Annotated in this window: 11 protein-coding genes and 2 pseudogenes; 3 read left to right on the forward strand and 10 right to left on the reverse strand. The window is 48.4% G+C overall.

The window, feature by feature from the left end:
• Positions 1-22 precede the first annotated feature (22 nt).
• The 3 genes and pseudogenes from HRE53_RS34310 to HRE53_RS34315 all read right to left on the reverse strand — a co-directional run.
• Complete coding sequence (locus HRE53_RS34310; protein ID WP_255801326.1) at positions 23-157, reverse strand: hypothetical protein; 135 nt, start codon at positions 155-157, stop codon at positions 23-25.
• 167 nt (positions 158-324) lie between these two features.
• Positions 325-702, reverse strand: a complete 378-nt coding sequence (locus HRE53_RS09095; RefSeq protein WP_235111078.1) for an HNH endonuclease — start codon at positions 700-702, stop codon at positions 325-327.
• Positions 703-780: 78 nt separating this feature from the next.
• A pseudogene (locus HRE53_RS34315) lies at positions 781-891 on the reverse strand (group II intron maturase-specific domain-containing protein); the annotation flags it as partial.
• Positions 892-950: 59 nt separating this feature from the next.
• Between HRE53_RS34315 and HRE53_RS09105 the strand changes: the two are divergent.
• Positions 951-2,018, forward strand: a complete 1,068-nt coding sequence (locus tag HRE53_RS09105; protein ID WP_235108859.1) for an ISKra4 family transposase — start codon at positions 951-953, stop codon at positions 2,016-2,018.
• A 7-nt stretch (positions 2,019-2,025) separates the two neighbouring features.
• Here the strand turns inward: HRE53_RS09105 and HRE53_RS09110 are convergent.
• The 4 genes and pseudogenes from HRE53_RS09110 to HRE53_RS35140 form a co-directional block, all read right to left on the reverse strand.
• Positions 2,026-3,210 (reverse strand): annotated as a pseudogene (locus HRE53_RS09110) (reverse transcriptase domain-containing protein); the annotation flags it as partial.
• A 650-nt stretch (positions 3,211-3,860) separates the two neighbouring features.
• Positions 3,861-5,162 (reverse strand): N-6 DNA methylase, encoded by a 1,302-nt coding sequence (locus tag HRE53_RS09115; protein ID WP_235110080.1) that lies wholly within the window; start codon positions 5,160-5,162, stop codon positions 3,861-3,863.
• A gap of 46 nt (positions 5,163-5,208) precedes the next feature.
• Positions 5,209-7,314 (reverse strand): EcoAI/FtnUII family type I restriction enzme subunit R, encoded by a 2,106-nt coding sequence (gene hsdR / locus HRE53_RS09120; RefSeq protein ID WP_396133421.1) that lies wholly within the window; start codon positions 7,312-7,314, stop codon positions 5,209-5,211.
• Positions 7,232-7,564: a hypothetical protein gene (locus tag HRE53_RS35140; protein WP_235110083.1), complete on the reverse strand. Its 333-nt coding sequence runs from the start codon at positions 7,562-7,564 to the stop codon at positions 7,232-7,234. The genes hsdR and HRE53_RS35140 overlap by 83 nt, the downstream gene beginning before the upstream one ends.
• 297 nt (positions 7,565-7,861) lie before the next feature.
• On the opposite strand from HRE53_RS35140, the gene HRE53_RS09130 reads away from it, so the two are divergent.
• A complete protein-coding gene (locus HRE53_RS09130) occupies positions 7,862-9,016 on the forward strand; it encodes an MSMEG_0565 family glycosyltransferase (RefSeq protein ID WP_235110084.1) in 1,155 nt (384 codons plus the stop codon).
• Here the strand turns inward: HRE53_RS09130 and HRE53_RS09135 are convergent.
• Entirely contained in the window at positions 9,013-9,306 is a 294-nt protein-coding gene (locus tag HRE53_RS09135; RefSeq protein ID WP_235110085.1) for an MSMEG_0570 family nitrogen starvation response protein, read from the reverse strand. The two genes, HRE53_RS09130 and HRE53_RS09135, sit on opposite strands and share 4 nt — an antisense overlap.
• Before the next feature lie 144 nt (positions 9,307-9,450).
• Here HRE53_RS09135 and HRE53_RS09140 point away from each other — a divergent pair, with 144 nt between their 5' ends.
• Entirely contained in the window at positions 9,451-10,890 is a 1,440-nt protein-coding gene (locus HRE53_RS09140) for a LuxR C-terminal-related transcriptional regulator (RefSeq protein WP_235110086.1), read from the forward strand.
• A gap of 99 nt (positions 10,891-10,989) precedes the next feature.
• On the opposite strand, the gene HRE53_RS09145 is transcribed toward HRE53_RS09140, so the two are convergent.
• Positions 10,990-11,652 (reverse strand): Uma2 family endonuclease, encoded by a 663-nt coding sequence (locus HRE53_RS09145; protein WP_235110087.1) that lies wholly within the window; start codon positions 11,650-11,652, stop codon positions 10,990-10,992.
• 128 nt (positions 11,653-11,780) lie between these two features.
• Positions 11,781-11,984, reverse strand: a complete 204-nt coding sequence (locus HRE53_RS09150; RefSeq protein ID WP_235110088.1) for a hypothetical protein — start codon at positions 11,982-11,984, stop codon at positions 11,781-11,783.
• Positions 11,985-12,025: the final 41 nt, after the last annotated feature.

Consider the following 12,025-nt stretch of genomic DNA (forward strand, 5'->3'; position numbering starts at 1 on the left):
TCTCCTCGCTCAAGGGATTTTCCTATTCTAAACAATCTCGCAAAGCCGCCTTCAAAGCTGATCTCGCCTCATCCGCCTGCTGCATTGCAAACCGATATTTATCCAGTAATACCGCCGCATCCTCATGCACCTCCCCCGCCGCATTCGGATTCTTCACATCCAGATTGTAGTTATTCGCCTGAATCTCCTGCAGCGATACCTTCCAAGCAAGTTAGGGTCGAGTGACAGGTCACCCTGTCACCCTCCCATTCAGAACGGTGCATGAGACTTTCGAACTCACACCGCTCCTCAACAATACGGCTGTTGTCATCAGTACCATTTGCCCTATATTTTGATGACGCTTTCGATTGACTCTAATTCAGTTTCCTGTACCAAAGCCTTACGGTTAGCGTTATCACGGGCGGTTTTTACATCGTGGCAATGGCGATGAAGCGGTTGCAGATTGTCGAATCTATCTGTCCCACCATCCAATTTCGGAATTTTGTGGTCAACCTCAACTAAATCGCCTTCCATAAACAGTAGTCCACATGCTGGGCATTTCCCTTTGTACCTTTTAAGTAGTAAGGCTACTTGGTTAGGTAATTCAGGGTGTTTGCCTCTTCTTGTACTCCAGTACAGTACATCCCCATCAAAGAAGCTCCTGTTCCCCTTTACTTTTATATGGCGCACGATTGGGATAGAAGAATGAGAGATTAATTTCATTCCTTTCTGCGTTGAGAAAGTAAGCCTATCCTCAATGTAATGCCAGTATTTGAGCAGGGTTTTGGGATTAAATTTTCCGGTTCTGTACCTTGCCCATGCTCTTAGTTGTGAAAACAGAACTTTGTCACAACTTGCGAAGGTTTGTTTACTGCATACCCGTGAGTAGTAGTTACACCGGGAGCATGTCACCTTTGCAGATTTATCTGAAACCGTTCAGGATATGAAGTGTTGCCCAGCAATCTTCAGCAATGAACTCAGATAAAACCGCTCAACTCAAAATCCATCTCGATGCGATAGCACAATTACTCTATGAGGAGAGCGACCCAGAAAACATGAAGACGCTAGAAGGCATTGAGATGACGGTGCGTCAGCAAATCCAGACCCATGTCAGTCCTGAACTCGGTCATTTTTTTATCCGCACAGTTACTGGCACAGCAGCAGGGCGCAACCGACAACTGAAAAGCACCTTGGGCGCTCTAAGGGTTACAACTCAACAGGCAAGTCGTCTAGCCGTTTCCTCCTACCGTCAAATCAGTCCTCATTTAGAGAATTGTTGCTTGCGCATCAGTGCCAATGTCTCCTACGCCCAAGCTGCTAAAGATGTGGCTTATTTAACGGGTATTCAGGTTGCAGCCAAAACCCAGCAACGCTTGGTCCATCAGCAACGGTTTCCTACGCCCCAGGCCCACGAAGCTTTAACTGAAGTGAGTGTCGATGGTGGCAAAGTACGCATCCGCACACCTGCAGGCCAACCTTGTCAGTGGAAAGACTATAAAACCTTAGCAACAGACGTGGGACTCATTGCGGATTATCACAATAATGCCCGGCTCATTGGCTGGACTCACCAGCAACCGTTAGCCTCTCCAGTGACCTGCTTAGGGGATGGTCATGATGGCATTTGGAACATCATTCGTCAGCTGAGCATACCTGAGCAACGACGGGAGATTCTGGACTGGTACCATCTGGTGGAAAATCTTTATAAGGTCGGTGGATCTCTCAAGCGTCTGCACCAGGCTGAACAACTCTTATGGCAGGGGAAGGTGGATGAAACCTTGACTCTGTTTGAATCGTTGAAGAAAAAGCAAGCCCAAGTCTTTTGCAACTATATCCGCAAACATCGGCATCGGATCGTCAATTATGACTATTACCAGAGTGAGCAAATTTGTTCTATTGGGTCTGGAGCTGTTGAATCTGCTATCAAACAGATTAGTCGCAGAGTCAAAATTTCAGGGGCGCAGTGGAATGAAAGCAATGTTCCGCAAGTGCTTGCACATCGGTGTGCTTATCTCAATGGTTTAATTGGCATGCAAAGGTGACATGCTCCCAGTTACACCATCCCCTAACTATCGGGTTGAGCTTGTTAATCAGTGCCGCTTGGGACGCTGTTTTATAAGCATCGATGGTATCTCTAAGTTTCTGAATATGCAGGGCTACCTTCTTTTTGCTGGGCTTGATGATTGTTTTGAAACCTAGTTTTTTACCGTGTGGGCTTTTACCAGATTGGTGTTTCCCAACCGGATACTGACGGATATTGAAGCCGAGAAAATCGAATCCAACCTTTCCTTCATACGGAATAAGTGTATGGGAAATACAGGTTTTGCTAGGTTTCAATTCTAGAGACATCTCCTTTAACCAGGCTTCCACTACTGATTTACACCGTAAAATGACATCTAGCGATTTATGGAGAATGACGAAGTCATCGGCATAAAAACAGACACATAATTCCTGTTGTGCCGTCTTACTTGGATGTATGCATTCTCTAATCGCTGTTTCCAATCCATAAAGGGCTACTAAAGCTAATAATGGGGAAATCGTCCCCCCTTGGGGTACCCCTTCATTGGTTGGAAAGAGTTGGCCATCTAGTACCACTCCCGACTTCAACCAGGCTTTAATTTGCCTGTTTAAGCTGGGAAAGGTGTTCAGCTTAGTCAATAGCTTTTTCTGGTTTATCCTGTCGAAACATTTCGAAATATCAGCGTCCAAAACATATTTTTCTTTGGACTTGATACCGTTGAAAATTGTCTCGATTGCATCATGAGCACCCCGTCCAGTTCTAAAGCCGTGGGTGTTGGTTTCAAAAACCGCTTCCCATTCGGCTTCAAGTGCTAGTTTCACTAGCATTTGCCTTGCCCTTTCCATCATGCAAGGGATTCCTAACGGTCTTTCCTCCGTCGTTCCGGGTTTTGGGATCATCACCCGTCGCGTCGGTTTAGATTTTCCGGTTAGGTACAGGTTATTCACGAGGTCAAGCCGTTCTTCCGGTGTCAGGGATTTTACCCCATCCACTCCTGCTGTTTTCTTGCCTTGATTATCCTGCGTGATCCGTCTGACTGCTAGAAGCTTGGCAGATCTGGACTTCATCAATAGTTTCTGGAGTCTGTGAACCTGCTTAGTATCACCACGATGTTTGGCTTTGAAGATTCTGGTTTGGAGTCGATAGACATTCTTCTGGACTTGTTTCCAGTTGATGTCTGTCCATTCATCACTACCCATAATTGAGTGTGTCATCGTCTTTACTCTGACTAAAGGCTCTTCATTCCGTACTATCGGGTCTACGTCTGCGTATCCTGGGCATTACCCCAGGCATTGGCTTCTTAGACCATCCCTCCTGCCAGTCCATTCGGTTTAGTACCTGCTCTAGATATTCGACCTTCTAGAGTGAAAAACTGGTCAGGTTACTTCGTTCCTGATGTTCTTTGTTTGTGTGTTTAGAGTTGTACTTTCCACCGGATTTCGTTATGGGTATAAAACCTTCTTTCCAAGCATGAGAAGGTTCGAGAAATCAGTAACTTTTGTTTCCAGTGTTGTGATTGTCAAGCATTGCTGGATAATCATTTCAGCCTTTTCACTGGTTGAGGATCACGATGGTTCAGTCATACATTCAGGCTCATTGAGCTTTACTCATGCACACGTGCTAGCCGGGTTTCCAGATTAGGCTTCCAGATACCGACATTTATCCCCGCTTCATCCCATTGGCACTAAACCGTTGAGATGGGGGTTATGCTTTCACACCTTATACCGGGTGGGTAGGACTAGCTTCTGTTTCTTAGATTCATAGGCATCACCTACAAGTACATCAAGTTATCATCTGAGAGAGATTAAAGTGCGAACTCAACCCAGAAGGGGTTATCTCTCAGAAGCCCTACCTTATTAGCTTTTTAGCCTTTCGTGTAGGAACGAATCGCACACTCAGTCTCCTCGCGATTCTCCCACCAAGCCTTCTCCGGCCCAAACTCCTCAATCCGCATCGGCTTCGTCTTCGAATACGACTTATACCCCTTCGGATAAGGATGCTCGTAATACCAAATCTCCTGCGTCGGCTCCCCCTTCGCAAAAAACAGCAAATTCGTCTTAATGCTCGTGTAGGGTGCAAACACCCCATTCGGCAGCCGCACAATCGTATGCAAATTACAGTCCCGTAGCAGCTTCTCCTTAATCCGCGTCTTAATCCCTTCCCCAAACAACGTTCCGTCTGGCAACACAATCGCCGCTCGACCGCCCTCCTTCAGCAGCTCCATCACCAACACCAGAAACAGATCCGCCGTCTCCCGCGTCCGAAACTCCGTCGGGAACCCTCGTTCAATGCCATCTTCTTCCATGCCCCCAAAGGGCGGATTCGTCACCACCACATCCACCTGATCCGCCCGTGCATAATCTCGTAATGGCTTCCGCAACGTATTGTCATGGCGCACATTCGTCGGCACTTCCAGCCCATGCACCAGCATATTGGTTACACAAAGCAAATGGGGCAACGGCTTTTTCTCCACCCCCAACACCCCTCGCTTTGCCTGTTCCAGCTCCTTCGGTCCCGCCGCCTGCTGTTTCAAATGCTCAAACGCACAGGTCAAAAATCCCCCGGTGCCACAGGCCGGATCCAGCACCTGCTCCCCTAACTGTGGATTCACAATATCGATCGCAAACTGCGTCACCGCTCGCGGCGTATAAAACTCGCCCGCATTGCCTGCCCCTTGGAGATCCTTGAGCAACTGCTCATACATATCCCCAAACATATCTCGCTGCTTGGACTCATTAAAATCAATAGTGTCGTTGATTTTATTCACCACTTGCCGCAGCAGCGTCCCTGACTTCATATAGTTATAGGCATCCTCAAACACCGACCGCAGCAAGGCCCCCCGCTCCTGGGCGACTCCCTCCAGTTCTTCCAGGTCCAATTCTTTCAGGGCAGGGAACAGGCGATTATCCACTAGATCCAGTAGCGCCTCTCCCGTCTGGGCCTGCTTGCCCAATTGCTCACTATCCGCCCAGGCAGACCACTGCAAATCTGCCGGGATCGGTGACTCATAGTCATCTACCAAAGCTTCCAGTTCCAAGTCCTGGTCACTAAAAATCTTAAAAAACAGCATCCAGCCTAGCTGCCCGATCCGCTGGGCATCCCCGTCTACGCCCACATCTTTGCGCATGATGTCCTGAATCGACTTAATCGTGGCAGACAAAGACATAGCAACTCCTCAAAACCAATGCCAAAGCGTGATTACAAGGCGTCTCTTACGCCCCTGAATCAACTGATTCATCATCGTACAGCATCCGAGCCAACTCACTCACCGCCGCCCGATACTGCTTCTTGCCTCCAAACTGTTTCAACAATTCCACAGGGGTGCCTAACTGAGCAAAGGGTTCCAGCTGCAATACCTTGGCATTCTCAATCGAGACCACCCCCTGATCGGCATACTTTTCCAACAGACCCTCCAACACCGCTCGCGCCGTCTCCCCATAGTTCGTAAACACATCCCGCTTCCGCACCTGATTGGCCCGTTCTTGCCGAGTTCTGGGGGGCTGGTCAAAGGCCACATGGCAAATTAAATCAAATAGGTCGTACTCTGCCCCCACCTGCTTGGCTAATGCTTCTACCATCACCCCATGAGACTGGAGTTCTTCCAAGATTGCCGACTTGCGATCCGCCTCATTCCATTTCCCCAAAAAGCGATCCAGGGACTGATAGGCGTCATTGATGGCCCGACGGTTGTAATCCTTCAGGGATTCCGTGGTCAGTTTCCCTTCCTTGTCGTAGTAGCTGACCCGCTCCCTCGCCACCATAAACTCCTGACGCCCTACTTGGTATTTCACCCGTTCAGAGGGAACATCATCAACGTCTAAATCGGGCGATACGGCCTTGGGTTCAGCCTCAGAAGGAGACTGCCCGACCCCAAACTGATCATCCTGAATGGGAGGTCCGTCCCAATCCTCATCGTTAAACAACGCCGTAGCATTGCGAAAATCAATAATCGTGAAAAAGTTCTTGCCAAAATCAGGGCGCAGTCGCGTTCCTCGTCCCACAATTTGCTTAAACTCCGTCATCGATTGAATTCGTCGATCCAACACAATCACATGACAGGTTTGGGCATCCACCCCCGTCGTCATCAACTTCGAAGTGGTTGTAATCACCGGATAGTCTTCTTTCGGATTAATAAAGTGATCCAGTTGGGCTTTCCCTTCTTTTTCATCCCCCGTAATCCGCATTACATAGCGCCGATCCTGCTCTACCAGCTGCCGATTAGCCGCAACATTCACAAAGGCCTGCCGCATCCGCTCCGCATGGTCAATATCCTCACAAAAGACGATCGTCTTCCGCATCGGATCGCCCTGATGCAAAAAATCACTCACATACTGTGCCACCGCCTGGGTTCGCTGATCAAACACAATAGTGCGGTCAAAGTCTCGCAAGTTATACTCCCGCTGCTCGATCAGTTGCCCCTGATCGTCTACCTCATTAGCATCTGGCGTCCATCCCTCCAAGTCCTTATCCAGATGTACCTGAATCCGGCGAAAAGGGGCCAAGAAACCATCCTCAATCCCCTGTCGCAGGGAATAGGTATAAATCGGTTCGCCAAAATAATCAATATTCGAGACGTATTGGGTCTCTTTGGGGGTTGCGGTTAAACCCAACTGCGTGGCGCTCGTAAAATAATCCAACACCTGCCGCCAATTGGAATCATCCGCCGCACTCCCCCGATGACACTCATCAATCACAATCAAATCAAAGAAATCTGCCGGAAACTTGCTGTACAGATTCTCCTGGCCTTCCTGGCCAATAATGGCCTGATAAATCCCCAGATAGACTTCATAGGAGGTATCAATCTTGCCGTTGTTATCCACCAGTTTTCGGGTCAGCTTCGTCATCACCTGACCAAAGGGACGAAAATCATTCGTAATCGTCTGATCGATCAAGGCATTGCGATCAGCTAAAAACAGAACCCGATTGACAACCCGCGTTTTCCACAACCGCCAAATAACATTGAAAACCGTGTAAGTCTTGCCAGCTCCCGTGGCCATCACCAGCAAGCAGCGCTTCTGGCCCTTGGCAATCGCCGCAATTGTCTGATTAACCGCCAACTGCTGATAATAGCGAGGCTTCTTCCCACCGATCTCAAAATAATAGGGTGACCTTAACAGCTCTTCATCCGTTTCTAGCAGTCCTTGGCTCTGACGATACCGTTGCCACAGCTCCTCCGGTGACGGGAACGCGTCTAGCGTTAGCGTTTGCTCCACCTGAGGATAAGTACCACTGCGATCATGGAGCAAAAAGCCATCCCCATTCGAAGAAAACACAAATGGAACGTGTAAAGTCTCGGCATATCCGAGAGCCTGCTGCATCCCCGCCCCCCAAGCTATGTTTGTTGTCCTTGGCTTCAATCACGGCAATCGGCTGATTCTGAGGGTAAAACAGCAAATAATCCGCTCGCTTGCGCTTCCCCCTCGTCGTCAATTGTCCCCGCACAATCATCTGACCGTCCGTAAAGCTATACTCCCGCCGGACTTGGCTTTTCTTCCAACCCGCCCCATCAATCGCCGGAGTAATATAGCGATCGCAAATATCCGCTTCACTCAGAGATTTTTTGGTCATCAAACAAAAATAAAGGTATTTTAAGCGTGAACAGCATCCAGCTCACTCCTACTCATCATACCCAGGCCAATTACATATAATTCTGCAGTTTGATAGGACTTTTTCTGTCAATCTAGACATCTATCAATCTCTGATTACACTCCATTCTCTTGATTTTCTACCTATCAATCAACAGAGCAATGCGACCCAATAATTCACCCAATAACACCCAATTTAAGCAAGGTATATTATCCTACTGGGCATGGCTTTAGGCTATTTGTATTGAATCCGTCTGCCAAAAACGCCAAGGTTCACTCCATGTCCGATTCACCCCTCTCCATCGCATTGCTGACCTATGCCACCAAGCCACGGGGCAGCGTCATCCATACCCTAGAGCTGGCAGCAGCGCTTACTGCTTTGGGCCATCAAGTTTGCATCTATGCCCTCGATAAAGATGGCCAAGGATTTGAGCGAGCCCTACCTCATCCCGTGCAGCTTATCCCCGCTCAGGCGGCACCTGCCGACATTGATGCCTTAATCCAGCAACGCATTCAAGAATTTGTAGAGTTCTTAGGGGATCATCCTCATCACCACGATATCTATCATGCTCAGGATTGCATTAGCGCCAATGCGTTAATCCAACTGCGCCAAAAGCAGCATCTCCCCCACGTGGTTCGCACGGTGCACCATATTGAAGACTTCCAGAGTCCTTATTTGCAGCAGTGCCAAGATCGCTCGATTCGAGACCCAGATTTATGTTTATGCGTCAGTGATCACTGGCAAGAGAGACTCGCCGCTGAGTATCAGATCACAGCTCCCCGCGTGACTAATGGCGTTAATTTAGAGCGGTTTTCTCCTACAACCACTGGACAGGAATTTGCTCTTAAACAGACATTGGGCTTAACTGGATCTCCCATTTATCTGACGGTGGGCGGGATCGAACCACGCAAAAACTCCATCCGTTTACTCACTGCCTTTGCACAAGTATTGCAGCAATGCCCCCAAGCTCAGCTTGTCATTGTGGGAGGTGCAACCCTGTTTGACTACCAAGATTATCGAGACCAATTTTTCCAACAAGTTCAGGCCTTACAGATCGAGATTGGACGTTCTCTGATTTTGCCGGGGGTCGTGTCTGATATCGATCTTGCAGTTCTGTATCGTTGTGCGGATGCCTTTTGTTTTCCATCTTTGAAAGAAGGATGGGGGTTGGTCGTGCTAGAAGCGATCTCATCTATGCTACCGATTCTCCTCTCAGACCAGCCGCCGTTTACAGAATTCTTGGGCAGAGATCAAGCCGTTTGGGTCAACCCCCAAGACCCCAACCAGATTGCCCAAGGAATGCTAAGCCTTGATCCGTCTACGGACCAGCCTTCCATCCATAAAGCAACGGACATTTTAGACCAATATTCCTGGCATCAGTCGGCGCTTAGCCATATTGAGCAGTATCAAAATCTAATGCAGTCTAATCTTTAGCTGTCAGGAATAAACTGAATCATTTGCACCTTAGGGTCAGCCAGATCTTGATAGGTCTGGGCACGGGTTTCGAGAGATTGGAGCTGTCCTAAAGCTAAGCCACAAGGCATACCATACTTAGCCTTCACCCGATCGCTACCAATCGTCAAAGCCGTGCGAGATCGAGAGATAAAGTCATCCAGGTCATAGGTGCTTCCAGGTTCTAGATATTCTTTCACCACCAAGGAAGGGGAATAGCAGATTTCATGGCTGCCGTCGGGCCATTGAATTTGAAAGCGAGTTTCTGGCATGGATCCGTTGTGATGCTCCCGTGAATGGATGTGGAAAGACTTTTTCCGTTCTTTACTTTAGCGGAGCCATGGGAGGGGTCAGCTGTACCTATCGATACAAAGTGAAGCGTTCTTTTTCTATTCAATAGGGAGGTGAACGCATCTATGTTCTCCTCAGCTCAGCAAGCTTCAAGCAGCACTTTGCTAAATTCTGTTCAATTACTCTTCGATCTTCAGGATGTTAATGCCATTGGCCAGAGTATTTCTGGTTGTCTAGATCCAGAAGACATTGCCCATCGCGTCACCGAGGCGTTGGTGGAGCGCTTTCAATGCGCCTTTGCTCGCATCTGGTTAACGGATAATGATCAGCAAGCCCTGACGTTAGTTGCCTCTTCTGGGCTATATACCCATACCAATGGCTCCTTTGCCCATGTACCGATGGGGGCCTATAAGGTGGGCAAAATTGCCCAAAATCGGGTGCCATTTTTAAGTAATTATTTGCCTGATGAAACCTGGGTAAAAGATCGAGACTGGGCGATTGCTAAGCAGATTCAAGGGTTTGCCGGGTATCCCCTGACGGCTGGAGATCGAGTGTTAGGCGTCCTCGCAGCCTTTAGCCATGAAGCTCTGGCCCCAGAATTCCTGGAAGTTCTGCAGATGCTGTGTCTCACCACAACCATTGCCTTAGATGCAGCACTCCAGTCGCGAAAAACGATTCCCCAAGTTGTGCTTCAGAACGAGGCGAGGGTTCTCTCCGATCAGCTCGCAAAAGTTCTCACCTCAACTCAGTTGATGCTAGTGGGAACAGAACGAGATCTCCCAGCTTCAACGGCCTATGCTTTGCTGCGAGGGGTAGAGGTGTTAACCCAGCTGGACTGTAGCTATTGCCGCTTGACCTATGACGATATAGCCGTATCTTTGGATGCGATCGCAATCTCCCCACCTAATACCCGAGATACCCCACCCGCTTCGTTCTTCTCAGAGTTGCAACTCATGACCTTATGGCTGGGAGGGGCTTTGAGCGTACAACCTGACCCCAAGGATCGCGTTTTTGAACTGACTTTGACCTTGCCTTATGTACCTGAACCTGAACATTTATCAGTCTCTGTGCAGTGCCAACAGTCTGTCTTGCAAATGGCCTTTACCCACCTGTGTTTAAAAGCAGGGCTGAGCCTGAGCAATACTCCACCCCCCTCCAAAGATGACTCCAGGACGAAGGCAGTCCTTTTGACCGATCGTCTGAATATGCCCACTTCTTCCTCGCCGATCATTTGGATTCAGCATTCCCATCGAGGTCAGGTGCCTATTGCTGCTCAAGCCGTGGTGACCCTAGATATCCTGCCCCAGCAACTGTATGCCGTCGTTGCCCAAGTCGCTAAAGGCCAAGCGGCCCAAACCTTGCCTTCGCTGGCGCCCGTTTTATCAGAGCGAGAACAAGAAATTATGCAGTTGCTCTCTCAAGGATTTAGAGATCGCGATATTGCTAAACAGTTGCATATCAGCGAAAGTACCGTTCGGTTTCATGTCAACAATACCCTGACAAAATTAAAGGCCAAAAACCGATATCAAGCGGTCTATGAAGCCACCAGTCGAGAGTGGATCTAGTGATTAATCGCAACTCTACGATGAGACTGAGCAGGCATCCAAGGGCCAACACTAATCCATCATCAAGTTCATGTTCAGTCTCAGATAGCAAAGGCGAAGTTAAGCCGAGGATCCGGCATGGTGTTCTATCCAAGTTTTTAGCTCTCTGAGAGCCTGAGCCTCACCCACCGTTTTGCCCTGTTGCAAAAAGTGGTAGAAAACCTCTTTCGGTACCCACGGAAAAGTAGGACTAAGATCCACTTCTTGGTACTGATCCTGCTCTAACTGGTAGATGGTCAAGACTGAGCCGTTAAATCTCCAAAACTCGGGCACGCCTAGACTGGCGTAGAGGTTGTTTTTATCGATATCTGCATGGGTAATATCGACTTCTACCACTAAGTCAGGGGGTGGATCTTTTTCTAAATCAACGGTTCTGCCTCGAACGCAGGGCTCGTTTTGGATGTAATAGCATTTGTCTGGTTCGGCTCCTTTCTGCAAGGTTTGGCGACGGAGGGTGGTGGAAGCCATGCTTTTAATATTGAGGCCGCTTTCAATCACCAATGCTTTGATAAAGTCACCAATCACATCGCTGGGATTTTCATGGGCTTCTAAAGGGACCATAAACTCTAGTAGACCTTGGTCATAGTGCAACCGAACGGCTCGATGTTCGCCAAAGGTATCCAGTAATTTTTCATAAGTGTCCCAAGACACGTTGGTCAATGTGAGGCGCTGCTCAGCAGGTTTTGTTTCAATTGTTTCAGGTACAGGTAGCTGAGTTTGCATGATCTCTAGACTCCTGAGTCTTCACCTCTTCTAGCATAAGCGGTGAAATTTATGTTGAAAAAAAATCACTCATCTATGACAGATGAGCGAGAGGAGAGTGCTATTACCCAATGAAAGATTTGAAATCTTTAGCAAGGTTCTGGAATCGAATGCTGCATTGAGTTTGGATTACTGCTAGATAAATTAAAACCAAAGCTTTTGGTTGTCTGCAAAGGTGTTGAACCCGCCTGTTGAGTGTAAGCAGCCATCTGCTCCACTGGAGAATATCCCTCGGTTCTTAGGACTGAACCGAGTACTTTGCCTGCGATCGCAAATGAAATAAGGACAAGCATGGGATAACTCTCAACTGGCTGTAGAAAACGATTAGGGCAAC

Origin of the sequence: Acaryochloris sp. 'Moss Beach', assembly GCF_021497025.1 — a bacterium.
Lineage (GTDB): Bacteria > Cyanobacteriota > Cyanobacteriia > Thermosynechococcales > Thermosynechococcaceae > Acaryochloris > Acaryochloris marina_A.

Coding starts and splice junctions, on each gene's coding strand:
- HRE53_RS09115 (WP_235110080.1), bottom strand. CDS start 5,162: ATGTCTTTGTCTGCCACGATTAAGTCGATTCAGGACATCATGCGCAAA.
- HRE53_RS35140 (WP_235110083.1), bottom strand. CDS start 7,564: ATGACCAAAAAATCTCTGAGTGAAGCGGATATTTGCGATCGCTATATT.
- HRE53_RS09130 (WP_235110084.1), top strand. CDS start 7,862: ATGTCCGATTCACCCCTCTCCATCGCATTGCTGACCTATGCCACCAAG.
- HRE53_RS09145 (WP_235110087.1), bottom strand. CDS start 11,652: ATGCAAACTCAGCTACCTGTACCTGAAACAATTGAAACAAAACCTGCT.
- HRE53_RS09140 (WP_235110086.1), top strand. CDS start 9,451: ATGTTCTCCTCAGCTCAGCAAGCTTCAAGCAGCACTTTGCTAAATTCT.
- HRE53_RS09095 (WP_235111078.1), bottom strand. CDS start 702: ATGAAATTAATCTCTCATTCTTCTATCCCAATCGTGCGCCATATAAAA.
- HRE53_RS09135 (WP_235110085.1), bottom strand. CDS start 9,306: ATGCCAGAAACTCGCTTTCAAATTCAATGGCCCGACGGCAGCCATGAA.
- HRE53_RS09105 (WP_235108859.1), top strand. CDS start 951: ATGAACTCAGATAAAACCGCTCAACTCAAAATCCATCTCGATGCGATA.
- hsdR (WP_396133421.1), bottom strand. CDS start 7,314: ATGCAGCAGGCTCTCGGATATGCCGAGACTTTACACGTTCCATTTGTG.
- HRE53_RS09150 (WP_235110088.1), bottom strand. CDS start 11,984: ATGCTTGTCCTTATTTCATTTGCGATCGCAGGCAAAGTACTCGGTTCA.